Raw genomic sequence first — 18,960 nt, forward strand, 5'->3', positions numbered from 1 at the left:
CTGATCCATCGGCGGGGGTACTCATGCTGTCCCGACTCAAGCGCTTGCGCAGCGACATCGGCCGCCGCGGCTGGGAGCTGTTCCTCGACCGCGCCTACCCGCTGGCCGACACCACCGCCGCGGAGGAAGGCCGTCCGGTCCCGGCCGACTGCCCGATGCCTCCGTACGTGCATTCCAAGCGCTACGGCTGGACCCACTACGGCGTGATGATCCCCAACCTGCCGGCACCGCACCGCTTCTTCTCGATCATGTCCATCGTCGGCACGCCGGGCGCGCTGGCCTTCGACACCGACCACGCACTGAAGGACACGCCACGGGGCAACGCCACCGTGGTCAGTGGCACAGCGGCCACCCGTCCGGCCCACTTCTCCGGCTATTCCATCGCACACGACTGCGAGATGGCGGAGGACGGCAGCGTCATCCGTTTCGGCAACGAAGTGGAGATCCGCGGCCGTTATCCCGAGTATCGCGTGCGCGCCGAATACGCCGGCCTGCGCCTGGACCTGGAAATCCGCAATACCGACAAGATCAGCTGGTTCATGAAGACGCCGGTCTACGACCACTTCAGCCTGCTGTCGGAGTACCGCGGCGAGCTGCGCTGGCAGGGCAAGACTCGCGAGATCGCCGGCCTCTGCACCTTCGAATACGCCGCCTGCTTCAGCCCCTACCTGCTGCGCGACAGGCCCCTGCCCCCGGCACTGAAGCTGCCGCTGGATTTCTTCACCTACCAGATCATCAATCTCGACGAGAAGACGCAGCTGCTGCTGACGCGCGTGTCGATGGGTGGCGCCACGGCGGTCAGCCGGCTCTACGTGCGCTCGCTGGACCGCTATAGCCTGCGCCACGAGGCTGAACTGCAGGTGGTGGAGTACCGGGAGGAGCCGGGCATCGCACCCGACGGGCGACGCATGCGCCTGCCCCGGTGCTTCCGCTGGAACGTGCCGGGCGAGGACGGCATCCCGCTGATGAGCATCGACTGCGAGGTGGACACGCCCTTCACCTACGGCCTGGGCAGCGGCTATGTCGGCGGGTATCTGTACGCCGGCGAGTACGAGGGCAAGCCAGTGTCGGGGCGTGGGTATGTGGAATACATCGACCGGACGGATGGGTAGACCATCGCTCGAAGGCCGTTCGCGCTGAGCCTGTAGAAGCGTGAACGGTCCGGCACCAGCCGTTCATCCTTCGACAGGCTCAGGACGAACGGCCTCTGGCATCGCTCTAGTTCTTCAAGCGATACCCGCTCTTGAAGATCCAGCCCACCACCAGCAGGCACAGCCCGAAGAAGCCCAGCGTGGCCAGCAGGCTGACCTCGATGGCGACGTCCGATTCGCCGTAGAAGCTCCAGCGGAAACCGGAGATCAGGTACACGATGGGATTGAACAGGCTGAAGGTGCGCCAGGCCGGCGGCAGCATGTCGATGCTGTAGAAGGCGCCGCCGAGGAAGGTCAGCGGCGTCACGATCAGCATCGGGATCACCTGCAACTGCTCGAAGCCCTTGGCCCAGACGCCGATGATGAATCCGAACAGGCTGAAGGTGACGGCCGTGAGGATCAGGAAGGCCACCATCCAGAATGGGTGCAGGATCTGCACCGGCACGAAGAAGTTCGCCGTCAGCAGGATCACCGAACCGATCAGCATCGACTTGGTCGCCGCCGCGCCCACGTAGGCCAGCACGATCTCGGCCGGCGACACCGGTGCCGACAATATCTCGTAGATGGTGCCGGTGAATTTCGGAAAGTAGATGCCAAAGGACGCGTTGAAAATGCTCTCGGTGAACAGCGACAGCATGATCAGGCCGGGCACGATGAAGGCGCCATAGGGCACGCCGTTGACCTCGCTCATGCGCGAGCCGATGGCAGCACCGAACACGATGAAATACAGCGAGGTGGTGATGACCGGGGTCATCAGGCTCTGCCAGACGGTGCGGCGGAAGCGCGCCAGCTCGAAATGGTAGATCGCCCAGACGCCATGGCGGTTGAATCTCATGACGCGCTCTCCGTGCGGGTGCTGACCAGGCTGACGAAGATGTCCTCCAGCGAGCTCTGCTCCGTGTTCAGGTCCTTGAAGCCGATGCCCAGCTCGCCCATGCGGCGCAGCAGCTCGGGGATGCCCGACTTCTCCTCGTGGACGTCGAAGCTGTACTCCAGCCCATGGCCACCGTCGCGCAGCGTCAGGTTCCAGTCCGACAACCCCTCGGGGATGGCCTGCATCGGCTCCTGCAACTGCAGCGTCATCTGCTTGCGACCCAGCTTGCGCATCAACGTGGCTTTCTCCTCCACCAGGATCAGCTCGCCCTTGCGGATGACGCCGATGCGGTCGGCCATCTCCTCGGCCTCGTCGATGTAGTGCGTGGTGAGGATCACGGTCACGCCCTCGTCGCGCAGGCGGCGCACCATGGCCCACATGTCGCGGCGCAGCTCCACATCGACGCCGGCGGTGGGCTCGTCCAGGAACAGGATACTGGGCTCGTGCGCCAGCGCCTTGGCGATCATCACGCGGCGCTTCATGCCGCCGGACAGCGTCATGATCTTGTCCTTGCGCTTGTCCCACAGCGAGAGGTCGCGCAGCACCTTCTCCACCAAGGCGGGATTCGGCGCACGGCCGAACAGGCCGCGGCTCAGCGTCACCGTGGCCCAGACGGTTTCGAAGGTGTCGGTGGTCAGTTCCTGCGGGACCAGCCCGATCTTCATGCGGGCGTCGCGGTAGTCGCGGACGATGTCATGGCCGTCGGCCACCACCGTGCCGGAACTGGCCGTGACGATGCCGCAGACGATGCTGATCAGCGTGGTCTTGCCGGCCCCGTTGGGGCCCAATAGGGCGAAAATCTCGCCCTTGCGGATTTCCAGGTCAACTTTCTTGAGTGCCTGCAGGCCCGACGCGTAAGTCTTGGTCAGGCCGGATATCGAGAGGATCGCGGACATGGGCGCGACCTTAGCAAAGCGCCGCGTCCGGGGCCATCTTGGGCCGCAAGAATCCGGATACCCTGTTCAGCGGATCGCCCCCTCAGCCGTTCGCCCAGAGCCTGTCGAAGCATGAACGGACCGACCGGCAGTCACCCGGTTACCGCTCACCCTTCGACAAACTCAGGGCGAACGGCAACTCTGCACCCCTACTTCAGCCTCACCTTGCCGTTGTCCGGCCCGCCCTGGGGCTCGGTCCAGACCCGCGTCACCCGCCCGCGGATCAGTTCCACCCAGAGCGTCTGTGCCGGCTTGCCCTGGCCGATGAACATCCACTGCTCGCCGATGGGCAGGCCTTCGGTGGGATTGAGCGGCACAGCCCGGTCCGGATACTTGCCGGCCACGGCGCGTACCTGCGCCTCGGCGTCGCCCAGTTTCACCACGCCATCGTTCCAGGGCACCGGCTTGTCGGTCACCAGGGGCGCGGCGGACGGGCCGGCCGTCCAGGCCAGGGCCAGCACGGCGAGCCAGCACGGGTTCAAGCGCCTGTTCATGAAAACGCTCCTGCGGCGGGTCCAGGCCGCCGCAGGAGCATCATACGCCTCAGGCCGCTACGCGCGCCGCGGCCGGCGAGGAGTTCAGGTAGGCCAGGGCCTGCTCGGTGGAGCCTTCCTTGACCGGGTCGTACCAGGGGCTGAAGAACGGCAACTGCTTCAGAAAGATGAGCCAGAAGGGATTGGGCAGCTGGCCAGTCTTGCTGACCCGCAGCCACTCGCGCCAGATCCAGGGCTTCCACAGCGCCGGCTTCTTGCCGGCGAAGCGCGGATCCTGCCCCATCAGGTTGGCGGCGCCGTCCACCCACAGGCCGAAGACGGCGGGCGTGGCGATACAGGCCAGGTAGTAGCGCGAGGGATAGCTGCCGCCCAGGTGCTGGTAGAGATCGAAGGCGACACTGCGGTGTTCCACTTCCTCGGCGCCGTGCCAGCGGATCAGGTCCAGCAGCACGGGGTCGGCGCCCGCCTGGTCCCAGTGCTTGTTCTCCAGCGCGTACTGGCCCAGCACGCAGGTCATGTGCTCCACCGCGGCGATGATGCCCAGGCGGAACACCAGCCATTCCTTCTGCAGGAACTTGGGCAGCTTGCGGCCGAAGGGCTCGTCCGCCAGCACCTGCTCGAACAGGAAGTCCATGACGCGCTCGTTGCGCTCGGTCCGGATGCCGCGCTGCTTCAGGTAGCCCTCGATGGCACCGGAATGGGCGCGCGCATGCATGGCCTCCTGGCGCATGAACATCTGGATGTCGTCGCGCAACTTGGCGTCGGTGACGTAGGGCAGCGCCTTGTTGTACAGGCGGCAGAACCAGAACTCGCCGGCCGGCAGGATCGTGTTGATCTCGTTGATGAAGTAGCTGGCGAAGGGATGGCCCGGGATCCAGTCGGTGGGGGTCTCCTCCCAGTCGAACTGCACCTTGCGCGGGATCAACCGGCCCTGCGTGTTGGACGCGGACTTGGGCGTGGACTTGGGCGCTTTCGCGGACTTGAGGGTCTTGCCGAGGTTCTCGGTGATCTGGCTGACGGACATGTTCGGGCTCCGGCTTCGTATTCTTGTCTTCGGATCAGGGCGCGACGTCGAGGCGTGCCAGGCGGCGCGACAGCGCCGGGAAGAAGCGCGACAACAGGCGTGAGCCATGGGCTTCCACGCCCACCGGCACCTCGGCGCGCTTGTGCTCCACCGCGTCCAGGATGGCGCGCGCGATGGTCTGCGGCTTCAGGTTGCGCTTCTGGTAGAGCTTGGTGGCGTTCTGCTGGCGGCGCGTCTCCTCTTCCGGCGTGGTGCCGACGAAGCGCGTGCTCTGCGTGATGTTGGTGATCGACAGCCCCGGACAGATGGTGCTGACCTCGATCTTGTGGTCGGCCAGCTCGGCGCGGATGCAGTCGCTCAGCATCATCACGGCGGCCTTGCTGGTGTTGTAGGCCGACATGAAGCGGGACGGGGTGAAGCCGCCCATGGAAGCGACGTTGACGATGTGGCCACGCTTGCCGGCGGCGATCATCTGCTTGCCGAACAGGCGCGAGCCGTGGATCACGCCCCAGAGGTTCACGCGCAGCACGCGCTCCCAGTCGGCGTCGCTGGTGTCGAAGAACGAGCCGGCCACGCCAATGCCGGCGTTGTTGACGACGATATCCGGCGCGCCCAGCTCCTTCTCCACCCAGCTGGCCAGGGTCTGCATCTGCTCGATGCTGCCGACATCGGTCTGGCGGGCCCAGGCCTGCGCGCCCAGCAGGCGCGACAGCTCGGCGGTGCGCTCGGCCGCTTCCAGGTTGATGTCCACGGCGATGATGTCGGCACCGGCCTCGGCGAACAGCAGGGCCGTCTCGCGGCCGAAGCCGGAACCGGCCCCTGTGATCACCACCAGCTTGCCGCTATGGGGCTTGCCGCGGCGCTCCTCGCGCACGCGGGCGCGCTTGAGCGCCGGGGTCTCCTCGCCGCTCTCGACGAAGTCCACGAACTCGGCGGCCTGCACGGCGACCAGCTCGGGGTGGCTGACCTGCAGCCAGTGGCCCGCATCCACCTCGCGGCGCCACAGGTTGGGCACCCACTGCGGAAGATCGTCCCAGATCTCCTGCACCATGAACTTGTCGCCGCGCGGCACGATCAGCTGCACCGGCAACTCGGTGCGGCGTTCCTGCGGATTGATCAGGCGCTGCACGAAGTTGGCGCGGTAGAGGTTCACGCCGTTGGCGCCGTCGCGGGTCTGCGTCGGGCTGGCCTCGACCTCGCCGATGCCCTCGACTTTCTCCAGCAGGGTCGGCCAGAGCTTGTCCAGGCCGCCCTTCCACAGCGCCGGTGCCAGTACCGGCAGCTGGAACATGCCGATGTACCAGCTGTGCGCCAGCTGGCGGCCGACCTGCGCGATCTTTTCCGGCGAGCCGCTGCGCAGCCGGTTCATGATCCAGTAGCTGGCGTGATCGATGCTCGGACCCGAGATCGAGGTATAGGAAGCGATGCGGCCCTCCATGCGCTCCGTGGTCACCGCTTCCCAGCACTGGATCGAGCCCCAGTCGTGGCAGACCAGGTGCACCGGCTTGTCCGGGCTGGTGGCATCCACCACCGCGGCCAGGTCCGCCACCAGGTGATCCAGGGCATAGGCGGCCGTGTGGTCCGGCGTGGTGGAGCGTCCGGCGCCGCGCACGTCATAGGCCACCACGTAGTAGCGCTTCGACAGGATTTCCGCCGTGGCCTTCCACACGCTGGCGGCGTCGGGGTAGCCATGCACGAGCACGATGGTCGGCTTCTTCTTGCCGGGCTTGCCCCATTCGTAGACGGCGAGTTCGATGCCGCCCGACTGGACGATCTGGCTGGGTGTCATAACCTTGCTCCTCTCGAAATCTGTTTTCTTACGCCGCCTGTTTCCACAGGCCACGCTGGGCCCAGCGCCGCACATGCGGCACGTCGTCGTCCAGCCAGAAGGCGTCGCTGTCGGTCACCACCAGCAGCTCCTCCCACTTGGCGCCGACATCGCGGAAGCCCAGGTGCGGCTCCACCGCCCAGAGACCCGGGGTGGGCACGTGTTGGGAGGCGTCGCTGCTGTTCCAGATCGGGTTCCAGCCCTCGCGGGCCCCGCGGATCTTGTCGCGCAGCAGTTCACTGATGTTGCGCACGCCGAAGTTGGCGATCTTCAGGTGGCTCTTCTTGCCGTCGTCCCTCAGCTTCTCGATGCGGTGCGCCAGCGTCTCGAAGGGATAGGCCTTGTGGCGCGGGTCGTAGCCGTGTTTCGCGCAGAGGGCATCCACCGCACGACTGATCTCGGCCAGCGGACGTCGCGCCTTCACCTGCTCCAGGATCAGTTGGCGGTACTCGATCAGGTCGTCCATCAGGCGATCCAGGATCGCGTTGTGGCCGATCACCCCGCAGTAGCCGATGTCGGCCGTGCAGCCCTGGATCGTCGGCGCGCAGTCGAGGATGAACGGCATGTTCTCCTCCAGGCGGCGCAGGCCCGGATAGAACGCGGGGTTGAAGCCGCCGAGCTGCTTGACCGCGATCAGGCCGCGGAAGGCCGTGCGGTCGCCAAACCAGGCGAAGGGCTCGTGAAAGCAATCGTCCGCGCCGTGGTCCAGAAGGTATTCCTTCATGCGTGCGGCGACATGACGCTCGGTCATGCCCGGCTTCATCTCGGCGCTGATGGCCTCGGCACAGTCATAGGCCAGTCGCTGGGCCTTGCGGAACCCGGCCAGTTCCCCGGCCGACGGAATCCATGCCTCGCTCATGATTGCTACCCCAAATAAATGTGACATCGAACGGTGTCACATTATGCCTGGGATGTCATTGCCCGTCAGCCGGACGGCGCTGGCGAGCAGGCCATTGCCGGCCCGGCTCGCCAAGAGCGCCCCCACTCAGAACTCGTCCGTCGCCATGGCCAGGCAGGTGTCGTCGAGCTTCGCCAGCAACTCCGCCTGGCGCGCCGCCTTGGGCAGCTCGTAACGGAAGAAGTAGCGACAGGCGCGCAGCTTGCCGGCGTAGAAGGCGCGATCTGCCACCCCCACCCCGCCCTGTGCCGCCTGTGCCTTGAGGGCCTGCTCCAGCCACAGCCAGGCGATCACGGTGTGACCCATCATCTCCAGGTACAGGTGCGCGTTGGCCAGGAACAGGTCCACCTTGCCCTGCATCGCCGCCTGGCCCAGCGTCATCGTGACCTGGGCGGCGGTGTCGGCGGCCTGCTTCAGGGCCTGCGCGTACTCCGTCAGTTCCGGCACCGCGGCGGCGATCTTCACGGCGGCGCTGATGCGGCCCAGCAGCAGGCGCAGCGCGGCGCCGTTGTGCATCGTCACCTTGCGACCCAGCAGGTCCAGGCCCTGGATGCCGTTGGTGCCCTCGTGGATCGGGTTGAGGCGGTTGTCACGGTAATAACGCTCCACCGGGTAGTCGCGTGTGTAGCCGTAGCCACCCAGCACCTGGATCGCGAGCTTGTTGGCCTCCAGGCAGAAATCGCTGGGCCAGGCCTTGGCCATCGGCGTCAGGATCTCCAGCAGCAGGTGCAGTTCCTCGCGCCGCTTAGGGTCCTGCTCGACGGACTGCTCGTCCACCAGCTTGGCGCAGTACAGGCAAAGCGCCAGGCCGCCTTCGACGTAGGACTTCTGCTGCAGCAGCATGCGGCGCACGTCGCTGTGCTCGATGATCATCACCGGCTTGGTGGCCGGGTCCTTGGCCGAAGCCGGCCGACCCTGCGGGCGGTTGCGCGCATAGTCCAGGGAGAACAGGTAGCCGGCGTAGCCCATCGTGGCGGCGCCCATGCCGACGCCGATGCGCGCCTCGTTCATCATGTGGAACATGCAGGCCAGGCCCTGCCCGGGCGTGCCGACGATGTGGCCCACGGCCGGCACGGTCTCGCCGAAGTTGAGCGCGCAGTTGGTGGTGCCGCGATAGCCCATCTTGTGATTCAGGCCCGCCAGGCGCACGCCGTTGCGCTCGCCCACGCTGCCGTCCCCGTTCACACGGCGCTTGGGCACGATGAACAGCGAGATGCCCTTCACCCCGGGCGGCGCGCCATCAATGCGCGCCAGCACCAGGTGCACGATGTTCTCCGACAGGTCCTGTTCGCCACCGGAAATCCACATCTTGTTTCCAACGATATGGAAGCTGCCATCCGGCTGCGGGATCGCCCGCGTGCGGATATCGCCCAGCGAGGAACCCGCCTGTGGCTCCGACAGGCACATGGTGCCGAACCAGCGGCCTTCCAGCATCGGCTGCATGTAGCGCGCCTGCTGCTCCGGCGTGCCGTGGGCACGCAGCAGGTTGGCGGCGGCCGAGGTCAGGAACGGATAGCCCGAGGTGCCGCAGTTGGCGGCCACGAACATGCCGTTGGCCGCAGCCACCACGGTATAGGGCAACTGCATGCCGCCATGCTCCTCGTCGAAGGCGGCAGACATCCAGCCACCCTCCACATAGGCGTCCAGCGCCTCGCGCACCTCGGGGATGATGTGCACACGCTCACCGTCGAAGTGCGGCTCGTTGGCGTCGAGCTTGGCGGCATGCGGCTGGAACTTCTGCTCCGCCAGCTTCAGTGCGGCGTCGAGCACGCCGTCGAAGGCGGCGCGGTCATGCATGGCGAAGCGCGGCGCGTTCGTGAGCTGGCCGATGTCGAGCAGTTCGTAGAGCATGAAATCCAGGTCACGGCGATTCATCAGGTGCGGCACGTTCTCTCCTCCGGCTCGCGGGCAACAAAAAAGGCGGCAGGTCCGGGACCTGCCGCCGTCATCATATCGGGGTGGGCGCCTAGCACGATCACCCCGGAGCGAAGAACGCTTCAGTTCGACATCTGGCGCCGGGTGCCCCAGGACACCAGCTTCTGGTAGCCCGTGGGCAGGAAACGCACCATCGCGTCGAAGGCCACGGCGTCCGGGCCCACCAGCACGCGGCGGCTGTCCTTCTGCACGGCCTTGAGGATGGTCTTGGCCGCCGAGTTCGCCGTGGTGATGAACAGTTTCTCGAAGTTGGCCTTGGCCTGCTTGTCGTCCTTGCCGGTAAAGTCCTTCATGTTGTCGGAGAAGCGCGCGGCGGCGGCGATGTTGGTCTTGATGCCGCCCGGGTGCACGCTGGTGGCGGAGACACCGCAGCGAGCCATGTCCAGCTCCTGGCGCAGCGACTCGGTGAAGCCGCGCACCGCGAACTTGGCGGAGTTGTAGGCCGACTGCGAGGGGATGCCTGCCAGGCCGAAGATGCTGGAGGTATTGACGATGTGGCCCTCACCGGCGGCCTTGAGGTGCGGCAGGAAGGCCTTGGTGCCGTAGACCACGCCCCAGAAGTTGATGCCCATGAGCCACTCGAAATCTTCGTAGTTCATGCCCTCGATGGTGCTGCCCAGCGCCACGCCGGCGTTGTTGAAGATCAGGTTGACCTTGCCGTGGTCGGCCACAACCTGGTCGGCCCAGGCGTAGACCGCCTCGCGCTTGGCCACGTCCAGCTTCTGCGAGGTGACCTTGACGCCGTAGGCGCGCGCCAGCGCTGCCGTCTCGGCTAGGCCGGTTTCGTTGACGTCACTGATGGCAACGTTGCAGCCGGCCTTGGCCAGTTCCACGGCCAGTTCGCGGCCCATGCCCGACGCGGCGCCGGTGATCGCGGCGACCTTGTTCTTGAACGACTTCATGAATCCCCTCTCTAGATTTGAGTGTCGCCGCCCTCGGGCGGCGATGAGAACCTATACAGCGAATGATGTAACGATAGCGCGGATCAGGCCTTGGCCGTGGAGCCGCGGCTCTCCGTCCGATAGTCCACCAGCTCCACACGGCGGGTCAGCTCGCGGAAGCGGAAGGTGAAGCCCGGCCACAGCGTGGTGTTCTTGCCGGCCTCGTTGACGTACCAGCTCTTGCAGCCCGACTGCCACACCGCCTTGCCCAGCTTCTGCTGCAGGCCGGCGTTGTAGCGCGCCTGCGCCTCGGGGCGCACTTCCAGGCTGCGCAGGGCGTCGCGCTGCATGGTCTGCACCGCGTCCAGCACGTACTGTATCTGCGATTCGATCATGTAGACCATGGAGCTGTGGCCCAGGCCGGTGTTGGGGCCCATCAGCATGTAGAAGTTGGGGAAGCCGGCCACAGCAGCGCCCTTGTAGGCCTCCGGGCCGTCGCTCCAGGCGTCCAACAGGTCCTGCCCGCCGCGGCCGAAGATGGCGCCGCGCGGCATCGGGTCCTGCGCCTTAAAGCCGGTGCCGAGGATGATGGCATCCACCGCTCGCTCGACACCGTTGGCATCCACCACGCTGTTGTCGCGAATCTCGCGAATGCCGTCGGTGATCACGTCGACGTTGGCCTGCGACACCGCCGGGTAGAAATCGTCGGAGATCAGCACGCGCTTGCAGCCGATGGTGTAGTCCGGCGTCAACTTCCGGCGCAACGCCGGGTCCTGCACCTGGCGACGGATATGGCTGCGCGCCTGGCGTTCCACCAGCTTCATCACGCGCGGATTGAAGACAAAGCCCAGCACGCGCGACTCCAGCATCCAGTAGATGCTGTTGCGCAGGGCACGCTGCGCCGCCGGGAAGCGCTTGAACAACAGCCGCTCGGCGCCGCTGATCTCGCGGTCCGGCTTGGGCAGGATCCAGGTGGCGGTGCGCTGGTAGAGGTCCAGGCGTGCCGCCTGCCTCGCCACCTGCGGCACGAACTGGATCGCCGACGCACCGGTGCCGATCACGGCGACGCGCTTGCCCTCCAGGTCGTAGCCGTGATCCCAGTGGGCGGAGTGGAAAATCTTGCCCTTGAACGCCTCCAGCCCCTTGATCGACGGGAAGGCCGGCGTGGACAGGCCGCCCATGCCGGACACCAGCACGCTGGCGCTGTAGGTCTCGCCGGCGCGCGTAGTCACGGTCCACAGCGCGTTCTTCTCGTCGTACTCGGCACGCACCAGCTCGGCCTGAAAGCGGATATGCGGCAGCAGGCCGTACTTGCGGGCACAGCGCTGCAGGTAGGCCTTGATCTCCGGCTGCGGCGCGAACATGCGCGTCCACTCCGGGTTCGGCTCGAAGGAATAGGAATACAGGTGCGACTGCACGTCGCAAGCGCAGCCCGGGTAGTCGTTGTCGCGCCAGGTGCCGCCGACATCGTCGGCGCGCTCCAGGATGGTGAAGTCCTCGAAACCGGCCTGCTTGAGCTTGATGCCCATGCCCAGCCCCGAGAAGCCCGTGCCGATGATCAGCACCGACAGCCCCTTCCCGCCACGACCGCCCCTGGAATCGAACGCCATGACCCGCTCTCCTCGATACATAAGTTGACAATCAGTGTTGTCAATTTACTTCTGACAATGCTTCATGTCAACATTCGCCCCATGGAATCGCTCGACGAAAAGCCGAAACGCCGTACTTTCAAGGGCCTGGCCCCGGAAGTTCGGCAGCGCGAGCGCCATGAACGCTTCATGGAGGCCGGCCTCGCCCTTTACGGCACCCGCGGCTATCACGGCGTGACCGTGAAGGAGCTCTGCTCCGAGGCAAAGCTGACCGAGCGCTACTTCTACGAGTCCTTCAAGGACCGCGAGGCCCTGTTCGGCGCCGTCTACCAGCGCCAGGTGGAGCAGCTGCGGGAGCGCGTGCTGGCGGTGATCCGCCGCCACCTGCCCGATCCCCGCGCCATGGCCCGGGCCGGTCTGGAGACTTTCTTCCAGGGGTTGCGCGAGGACCCGCGCTGCGCCCGTATCCTGTTCGTGGACGTGCTGAGCATCAGCCCTGCGATGACCGAGCAGTCGCGCCAGGTCACCTCCGGCCTCAGCGGTTTCCTGCTGCAGTTCACCCAGGCGCTGTACCCGCAGCTGCGGGCGCAGGGCCTGGACCCGGAGATCGTCGCCACCGGACTGGTCGGCGCCTGCATCAACGTGGCCATGCATTGGGTCTACGGCGGCTTCGCGCAGCCGGTTGAGGCTGTGCGCGACAACTGCTACGCGCTGTTCGAGGCCATGATCCTGACCTGGTCTGTCAAGGCTTCTAAGGCCGGCTGAGCGTGCGATAATCCCCGCGTCCCGGCGCCCCCGCTTTTCGCAGCGCCGACTCCCCTGATGCAAGACGCGCGACAGCCACCTGTCGCCCGTGGGTACCCGTCGCCATGTGGTTCAAGAACCTGCAGGTCTACCGTCTCCCGCCCGGTTGGGCGATGTCTCCCGGCGAACTCGAGGAAGAGCTGGCACGCCAGCCGCTGACCCCGTGCATGGGCCAGAACCTGCAGTCTCGTGGTTGGGTCGCGCCGCAGGGCGAGGTGCCGCTGGTGCGCTCCATGGAGCGCCAGCTGATGATCGCCCTGGGCACCGAGCAGAAGCTGCTGCCCGGCGCCGTGGTGCGCCAGCACACCGAGGAGCGCGCCGCGCAGATCGAGCAGGTCAAGGGCTACAAGCCCGGCAAGAAGATGATGCGCGAGATCAAGGACCAGGTGATCATGGAACTGCTGCCGCGCGCCTTCGTGCGGCGCCGCAGCCTGCGCTCCTGGATCGACCCGGTCGCCGGCTGGCTGGTGGTGGACGCCAGCGCCCCCGCCAAGGCCGAGGAACTGGTGGAGATGCTGCGCAACACGCTCAATGGCGAGCTGGCCGTGACCATGCTGGAACCGGCGCAGGCGCCCTCCGCCCTGCTGACGGGCTGGCTGTCCGCGCGGGAAGCACCGGGCCGTTTCGAGCTGGGCGACGAGTGCGAGCTCTGCGGCAGCGACGAGAGCAAGCCCACGGTGCGCTACGTGCGCCACGGCCTGGATGGCGACGACATCCGCCGCCACATCACCGAAGGCAAGTTTGCCACCAAGCTGGGCCTGACCTGGAACGACAAGGTCAGCTTCGTGCTGACCGAGAAACTGCAGATCAAGAAAGTGAAGTTCCTGGCCGTGCGCGAGACCGAAAACGAGACCTCGGATCACCCCGAGGAACAGTTCGACATCGACTTCGCCCTGATGAGCGGCGAGCTGTCGCTGCTGCTCAAGGATCTCGCCGAAGCCGTGGGCGCGCCGCTCTCCGGTGGTTCTGAGCGCAGCCAGAAACGCGAGGCGGCGGAAGCGTAGAAAACCCCTCCGCCATACCGTCGAAAGCCGGTATGGCGATGCCCATCCGTCCAGCCCACCAGCGCGCCGATCCGGCGCGCCAGGGCTTACCATCAGGCCCTCGCAGTAAAGGCCGCGCAGCGACACCCGCGCGCGCAGGGCCTGCAGGTGCAGCAGCAGGTCATTTCCGTCCCGCTCCAGCCTCAGTCCGACGAAGGGCTGGCGCAGCATTGCGCAGCGCGCCAGCACTTCGAGCGCCGACTCGCTCGAAGCACTGCTCAGCAGCGCTTAGCCCAGACAGCCATGCAGCGTCGGCCGCATGCGCATGCCCACGTCGATGCCCAGGGCCGGATCGCCGCTCAGCTGCAGCGTGCGCAGCATCATCGCCACGGCCTCGTCGGCGCGCAGGCGCAGCTGCGGCTGATCGAGCTGCGCATGCCCGAACACCTGCAGCAGATCGACACCGCGCTCCGCCCTCCACTCTCGCAGCTGGCGCAGGTAGGCCACCGGCAGCGTCGGTGGCGCGTTGCGCCACGAACGCGCCGCAAGGGACCCCCGGCGTTGCCGCCGGGGAGTCGCCTCGAAGGATCGCCGAGTCGAACACGAGCGATCTCAGGGGGAGGTGTTGCGCAGCACCGACAGCTGGCCACCGGCACCGGCGACGGCGATGTCCGGCTCGCCGTCGCGGTTATAGTCGGCCACCACCGGGGTTTGCGGCTGGTTGGTCACGCTCAGGTTCTGCGGACCGCTGAGCGTGCCGCTGCCGTTGTTGGTGTAGACCGCCAGCTTGCTGGTGACCACGGCCGAGACCACGATGTCGGGATCGCCGTCGCCGTCGAAGTCGGCCATGCGGATTCCCACCGGGCCGCCAATGCCGAAGTAGCGCTTGGTCGGCTGGTAGCTGCCGACGCCGTTGGACAATACCACCGACATCGAGAACGAGAACGAGTCGGCCGAGGCAAGGTCGTCGATGCCGTCGCCGTTGAGATCACCCGCCGCAATATCCTCTGCGATGAAGCCCAGGAAGGCGGTGGCCATCTCGGTGAAGCTGCCGTCGCCGTTGCCGCGCATGATGATCGCACGCTGCGCCACGTCGTCGATGATGGCGATATCGGCGATGCCGTCGTTGTTGAAGTTGCCGCGGGCTGTGGAGCTGATGACGGTGTAGACCGGGCTGGTCGGGCCGTCGACGAAGTCGCCGTTGCCCTGGCCAAGGAAGGTCTTCACACCGCCGGGTGTCGGCGCCACGATGTCGAGGCGTCCGTCGTTGTTGGTGTCGAACACGTAGGCCTGCACCTGGCCCGAGACCACCAGCGTGCGGCGGCTCAGTTCGGTGAACGTGCCATCGCCATTGCCGCGCAGGATGATCAGCTGCATGCCGGTGGCCACCGCGATGTCGGCCTTGCCATCGCCGTCGAAATCGCCTGCGCCGACCGAGCCCGTGCTGGTGAGCAGGTTGGTCACGATCGCCGGGCCGAAGCCACCGCTGCCGTTGTTGAGCATCGCGCGGATGCCGGTGCCCCACCAGTCGGCCATCACGATGTCGGCGTCGCCGTCGTTGTCCAGGTCCACCTGCACCATCGCTTCGGCCGCCGGGCCGGGGCCGCCGGCGCTGCCGGTGGGGTAATTCACCATCGGAGCGAACTGGATCGCCGCCTGTGCCGTGGCGCTGAGCGCCACCCCGACGAGGCCCAGCAGAGCCACCAGTCGCCTTTTCGCATTCGTGTGCTTCTTCATGTCTGAAACTCCATTTCCGTAGTTGTTGAGTCCATCAAAGCGGCATCCAGCCCGGATTGCCGTCACTCTCCCCGCGCCGGCGCTGCAGCACCGGCGTCGAACGGGTTACTGTCCGGAATGCCTGCCGGACTCAGGGCACCGCACAGCGCGTGGGTGCATTGCCCAGGGCCGCGGTCGTGTCGAGCGAGCCACGCCGCTCGGAAAGCCGGGCAGCGTCGGGACCGCCCGCGCGCCCCCACCAGTTGCCTCGCATGAGCACGTCGAGGCCATCGGTGGTCGCGTCATGGCGGGTGCCGCCAGCGATGCAGTTGCCGCCACGGCTGCCCAGCGTGCCGCCGCCGAAGTCGACGCTGGTCGTCTCGATGCGCCCGAGGTTGATCTTCTTGAAGGCCAGAGCGCTGTCGCCGGCTCCGCGAAAGTCGCTGTCCTCCACACGCAGGCGCAACTCGCGCAGCGGCGCAATCACACCGACGACGAGGTTGCTGTAGGCGTTGTTGCGGAAGGTGGAATTGATCACTTCCACGTCGATCAGCCCGTCGGACAAGCCGCCGTTGAGCAGGGACACGCCGCTGAGGATCGTGAGGCCGTTGTTGCAGTTGGAGAACTCGCTGTCGCGCACGCGCAGCACCGTGGTGTTGTTGGCGCCATCGCTGCCGGCGAGGACGCATTCGCCGAGGTTGAAGGGCAGCGGCTGCGCGTCCGGGCTGCCAGGTCTCTCGGTGGTATCACGCACGATGACGCGGTCCAACTCAAGGATCAGCGTCGAGCCGCTACCGAGGTTGTCCTGCTGCAACATGTCGCCGGGGTTGTCGACGAATGTACTGTTGCTGATGCTCATCTCGCCATGCGCAGGGCCATGGCTGATGACGGCCTCCATGCCATTGCAGGAGAAGCCGCCGATACCATGCTCGAAGCGGTTGCGGTCGATGGTCCAGCGCGCGTAGGCGTTGTCGGCCAGGTTCATGAACAGGCCCTCGCAGTCGGCACCCGGCCCGCCGATGAAGGTCTGCGTGTTGTTGACCGAGTTCGCCTCCAGGCGCGCGTCGTCGGTGATCTGCGTGGTGATGGCGTGCACCAGGTGCAGCTCCCGCGTTTGCCACAGCGGCCCCCTTTCCAGCGCGTTGACGAAGTTGCCGGAAATCTCGGCGCGGTAGTCGGCCGCGCCCTTGATGCGCAGGTCGATGCCGTTGCCGCAGGCCGCGTGGTGCACATGGTTGTCGAGGATGCGGAGCTCACCTGCACCGGCGTCGGCGTCTATCATGATCCCGGCCCAGCCGGCCGGCAGGATCAGCGGCACGCCGAAGTACGGCAGCCGCGTCGGCGCGGTGAAACGCTCTACTGTGAAGCCGATGGCGCAGCGCGTGTTGTAGCCGGAGACGTCATTGCCACGGATGATCGCGCCCGGCACGTTGAGCCCGTAGATGCCGCCGCGCGAGGCGGAGGCGATCACCAGGTTGCGCACCTCGCTGCCCGGCGCCAGCCGCACGGCATCGCCGCCCTGGCGCAGCGGGTTGCTGTTGGCGATGCGCGGCAGAGCAGCAAGCCCGCTGCTGCCCTCCACCGCCGCGTCGGATTTCTTCCGCACCACATCCGGCCCGACGCCGATCAGCCTTTGCCCCTCCTTCAGGGCGATGCCGCCTTCCAGCGGTGTCACATCCAGCGGCGCAGGCAACACCATCAGTGTGTCGCCGGGCGCGGAGGCCTCCTGCAGATCAGCTAGCGAATTGAATGGACGCTGCCGGCTGCCATCACCGCCCTCCGCCGCCTCGGCACTGACGTAGAGCGTCCTGCCTTCGGTGACGGGCGTGCTTCCATCGGCGCCGCTACCCGCGCCGCAGCCGGCCAGCAACACCAGGGGCAGGGTCCAGAAAGCGGACTTCACGACTGCGCGGCCCGCAGAGCGGAAGCGGGGACCAACGGTATCACGACACTGGACGGATACTCCGCGTCGCCATGGATGCGCATGACGCCGGCCAGCGACTGCAGCAGGCTCGGAATCGGCATCATCGCGAACGGGAAGTTGCTGGCACCCACCGAGATGCGCAGGCGGTGCCCCTTGCGGATCAGCGCGCTGGTCGGGAACACCTCCACCGGCACCTTGACGGGATTGCCGATCCCCACCGTTTCCACCGAACCCTCGCTGAAGGGATGCCAGGGCTGGATCATCTCGCCGTCCAGGTAGCGCGAGCGGCTCTCGTCCACCGCGCGCAGCGAGGCCGTCTGCAGGCCGCTGCTGAGCGAGCGTGCGTTGCCGTTCGGCTCCAGATCGGAGACGCGCACCACCAGGCCCGCGTCCAGTGCCGTGGTCGACATCCAGATGTCCGCCTGGATCGGCCCATTGATATACAGGTCCTGCTCCAGCGGCGCGGTATCGAAGGTGGCTTCCAGCGTCTGCGCCAGGTTGTCGCTGTACCAGCAGGGCAGCGGCGCATAGGCCACGATGCCGATCGCAATCTGCATGGCGCTCTCGGAGCATATGCCGTTGAAGGGCTGCTGGATGACGGTGGCCGGCGCCGCGCTGGCGGCTGGCTTGTCCGCGGCGAGGGTGCCGCTTTGCAGGTACAGCCGCTGAGCGCGTGCCTGCGGGTGCGGCCAGTCGCTGCTGGTGTCAAAACGCTCATGCCCCCAGACCCATTGCGTGACATTGGGCAGGCGCTCAGCGCCGTTGGGGACGTTCTTCAGGTAGCGGTCGAACCACATCATCGCGATGTGATCCAGCGTCGGCACACCATCCATCGGCAGGCCCGCGCCGGTAGCGGCTTCCAGGTGATGCCAGGGGCCGATCAGCAGCTTGGCCGTGGTGTGGCCCTTCAGCGCCTCATAGTTCAGCGGCTCGCTGCGCTGGAAGATATCGAACAAGCCGCCGACGATGAAGGTGGGCACCTTGACGCCGCGCGCCACTTCCAGCGGCGCCTTGTCGGCCCAGTAGCCGTTGTCATAGGCGGTGTCGGGCTCGGCGGCAAGCACTCCCAGGGTGCGCGACACCAGGAAGCCGTTGAGCCCCAGCAGGTGATCCGCCACCGCGGCGGCATACTGCGCCGGCTGGTCGTAGAACGTAGGGTTCACCGTCGCCAGCGCCGTAACGACGCCCATCCAGGCCGGCAGGAAGGCGATGCTGCCCTGCCCCCCCACCAGCACCACGTCGCGGTAGATGTCGCCATGCGGCACGATCGGGAACACTGCCTTGATCGCCGGGTGACCGCCCTTGGCTGCCAGCAGCGCGGTGGTGGCCGTGGCGGAGATGCCCCACATGCCGACCACGCCATTGCTCCAGGGCTGCTGGATGACCCAGTCGATCACCTGCGGGTAGTCCTGCTGCTCGCGCGCACTGAAGGGATCCCAGCCACCGCCGGAGCGACCGGTGCCGCGCACGTCGACCTGCACATGGTTATAGCCACGCTTCACGAAGTAGGGGTTGATGGCGCCGCCCAGCGAGACATAGGCGGTGGCGTTCTTGTTGTAGGGCGTGAAGGTCACGATGGTCGGCAGCGGGGCGCTCTCCGCCACCCCGTCTGAGCCGGTAGGCCGCACCACCTGCAGCGAGATGGCGGTGCCGTCGTCCATCTTCACCGTGATGTTGTCCTGCTTGACGGTGCCGGCGTAGGTCTCCGGCGTTGCGTAGTCCACCCAGCCGGAGTCGCCTCTGCTGCGCGGCGCCTGGCTGCGCTGGGCCGGCAGGGCACGCGTGCCCAGCGTGGTCGTCAGTCCACGCGCCGCCAGCGCTTCGCCGCCGCTCTCCACTTCCGAGGAACTGCCGCAACCTGTCAGCAGCGCCAGCACGACGGCGCCCACCAAGGGACCCAGCGGCTTCTTATCCATCCTCATGC

General features: G+C 66.7%; 16 protein-coding genes. 3 read left to right on the forward strand and 13 right to left on the reverse strand.

Annotated elements, in window-relative coordinates:
• Nucleotides 1–23 precede the first annotated feature (23 nt).
• A complete protein-coding gene (locus QT386_RS04765; RefSeq protein ID WP_289272597.1) occupies nt 24–1,112 on the forward strand; it encodes a DUF6670 family protein in 1,089 nt (362 codons plus the stop codon).
• Between the two features lie 106 nt (nt 1,113–1,218).
• Here QT386_RS04765 and QT386_RS04770 read toward each other — a convergent pair whose 3' ends face one another.
• From QT386_RS04770 to QT386_RS04810, 9 genes are all read right to left on the reverse strand, one after another.
• Nucleotides 1,219–1,986 carry an ABC transporter permease gene (locus QT386_RS04770; protein ID WP_289272598.1) on the reverse strand — a complete coding sequence of 256 codons (768 nt, stop codon included), beginning with the start codon at nt 1,984–1,986 and terminating at the stop codon, nt 1,219–1,221.
• Entirely contained in the window at nt 1,983–2,921 is a 939-nt protein-coding gene (locus QT386_RS04775) for an ABC transporter ATP-binding protein (RefSeq protein ID WP_289272599.1), read from the reverse strand. The genes QT386_RS04770 and QT386_RS04775 overlap by 4 nt, the downstream gene beginning before the upstream one ends.
• Before the next feature lie 188 nt (nt 2,922–3,109).
• Complete coding sequence (locus QT386_RS04780; protein WP_289272600.1) at nt 3,110–3,454, reverse strand: hypothetical protein; 345 nt, start codon at nt 3,452–3,454, stop codon at nt 3,110–3,112.
• 49 nt (nt 3,455–3,503) lie between these two features.
• Nucleotides 3,504–4,478 carry a metal-dependent hydrolase gene (locus QT386_RS04785; RefSeq protein ID WP_289272601.1) on the reverse strand — a complete coding sequence of 325 codons (975 nt, stop codon included), beginning with the start codon at nt 4,476–4,478 and terminating at the stop codon, nt 3,504–3,506.
• 34 nt (nt 4,479–4,512) lie between these two features.
• Entirely contained in the window at nt 4,513–6,267 is a 1,755-nt protein-coding gene (locus tag QT386_RS04790; protein ID WP_289272602.1) for an SDR family oxidoreductase, read from the reverse strand.
• A gap of 28 nt (nt 6,268–6,295) precedes the next feature.
• Nucleotides 6,296–7,165 carry a M24 family metallopeptidase gene (locus tag QT386_RS04795; protein WP_289272603.1) on the reverse strand — a complete coding sequence of 290 codons (870 nt, stop codon included), beginning with the start codon at nt 7,163–7,165 and terminating at the stop codon, nt 6,296–6,298.
• A 126-nt stretch (nt 7,166–7,291) separates the two neighbouring features.
• The gene (locus tag QT386_RS04800) at nt 7,292–9,079 is read right to left on the reverse strand and encodes an acyl-CoA dehydrogenase (RefSeq protein ID WP_301334169.1); all 1,788 of its coding nucleotides are present in this window, start codon (nt 9,077–9,079) and stop codon (nt 7,292–7,294) included.
• A 122-nt stretch (nt 9,080–9,201) separates the two neighbouring features.
• Nucleotides 9,202–10,041 (reverse strand): SDR family oxidoreductase, encoded by an 840-nt coding sequence (locus tag QT386_RS04805; RefSeq protein ID WP_289272605.1) that lies wholly within the window; start codon nt 10,039–10,041, stop codon nt 9,202–9,204.
• Between the two features lie 83 nt (nt 10,042–10,124).
• Nucleotides 10,125–11,630 carry an NAD(P)/FAD-dependent oxidoreductase gene (locus QT386_RS04810; protein ID WP_289272606.1) on the reverse strand — a complete coding sequence of 502 codons (1,506 nt, stop codon included), beginning with the start codon at nt 11,628–11,630 and terminating at the stop codon, nt 10,125–10,127.
• 81 nt (nt 11,631–11,711) lie between these two features.
• Here QT386_RS04810 and QT386_RS04815 point away from each other — a divergent pair, with 81 nt between their 5' ends.
• The gene (locus QT386_RS04815) at nt 11,712–12,374 is read left to right on the forward strand and encodes a TetR/AcrR family transcriptional regulator (protein WP_289272607.1); all 663 of its coding nucleotides are present in this window, start codon (nt 11,712–11,714) and stop codon (nt 12,372–12,374) included.
• A 104-nt stretch (nt 12,375–12,478) separates the two neighbouring features.
• Nucleotides 12,479–13,417, forward strand: a complete 939-nt coding sequence (locus QT386_RS04820; RefSeq protein ID WP_289272608.1) for a recombination-associated protein RdgC — start codon at nt 12,479–12,481, stop codon at nt 13,415–13,417.
• Nucleotides 13,418–13,684: 267 nt separating this feature from the next.
• On the opposite strand, the gene QT386_RS04825 is transcribed toward QT386_RS04820, so the two are convergent.
• The 4 genes from QT386_RS04825 to QT386_RS04840 all read right to left on the reverse strand — a co-directional run bounded on the left by QT386_RS04825 (nt 13,685) and on the right by QT386_RS04840 (nt 18,958).
• Nucleotides 13,685–13,903 carry an AraC family transcriptional regulator ligand-binding domain-containing protein gene (locus QT386_RS04825; protein WP_289272609.1) on the reverse strand — a complete coding sequence of 73 codons (219 nt, stop codon included), beginning with the start codon at nt 13,901–13,903 and terminating at the stop codon, nt 13,685–13,687.
• 105 nt (nt 13,904–14,008) lie between these two features.
• Nucleotides 14,009–15,133 carry a VCBS repeat-containing protein gene (locus QT386_RS04830; RefSeq protein ID WP_289272610.1) on the reverse strand — a complete coding sequence of 375 codons (1,125 nt, stop codon included), beginning with the start codon at nt 15,131–15,133 and terminating at the stop codon, nt 14,009–14,011.
• A gap of 130 nt (nt 15,134–15,263) precedes the next feature.
• Nucleotides 15,264–17,015 (reverse strand): hypothetical protein, encoded by a 1,752-nt coding sequence (locus tag QT386_RS04835; protein WP_289272611.1) that lies wholly within the window; start codon nt 17,013–17,015, stop codon nt 15,264–15,266.
• Nucleotides 17,012–18,958 carry a CocE/NonD family hydrolase gene (locus tag QT386_RS04840; RefSeq protein ID WP_289272612.1) on the reverse strand — a complete coding sequence of 649 codons (1,947 nt, stop codon included), beginning with the start codon at nt 18,956–18,958 and terminating at the stop codon, nt 17,012–17,014. The genes QT386_RS04835 and QT386_RS04840 overlap by 4 nt, the downstream gene beginning before the upstream one ends.
• Nucleotides 18,959–18,960: the final 2 nt, after the last annotated feature.

The sequence above is a fragment of the Solimonas sp. SE-A11 genome (genome assembly GCF_030345715.1).
Taxonomy (GTDB): Bacteria; Pseudomonadota; Gammaproteobacteria; order Nevskiales; family Nevskiaceae; genus Solimonas_A.